Origin of the sequence: Tritonibacter sp. SIMBA_163 (assembly GCF_046535935.1) — a bacterium.
GTDB lineage: Bacteria > Pseudomonadota > Alphaproteobacteria > Rhodobacterales > Rhodobacteraceae > Epibacterium > Epibacterium scottomollicae.
Map to the genome: position 1 here is coordinate 1 of NZ_JAWJBP010000230.1, position 318 is coordinate 318.

Here is a 318-nt window from a genome sequence, read left to right on the forward strand (position 1 = left end):
GCGCTCCTTCGAAATGAAGCGCTCGAACAGCATGTTGCCGCGTGCGGGGTCCACCTCCGTGACACCGAGGCAGTAGCACACTGCGGAATTGGCCGCCGACCCTCGCCCCTGACACAGGATGTGCTGACTGCGCGCGAAGCGGACCAGGTCGTAGACCGTCAGAAAATACGGCTCGTACTGCAGGTCGCCAATCAGTTCAAGCTCGTGCTCAATCTGCTCCTGCACGTGATGCGGAATGCCCGACGGAAAGCGCCGCTGTGCGCCGATGTACGTCTCCTGTCGCAGATAGGCGCCCGGCGTGAATCCGGGCGGCACCAG

1 pseudogene is annotated in these 318 nt (G+C 63.2%); it reads right to left on the minus strand.

Going from position 1 to position 318, the window contains the following annotated elements:
- A pseudogene (locus R0J92_RS22200) lies at positions 1-318 on the minus strand (error-prone DNA polymerase); the annotation flags it as partial.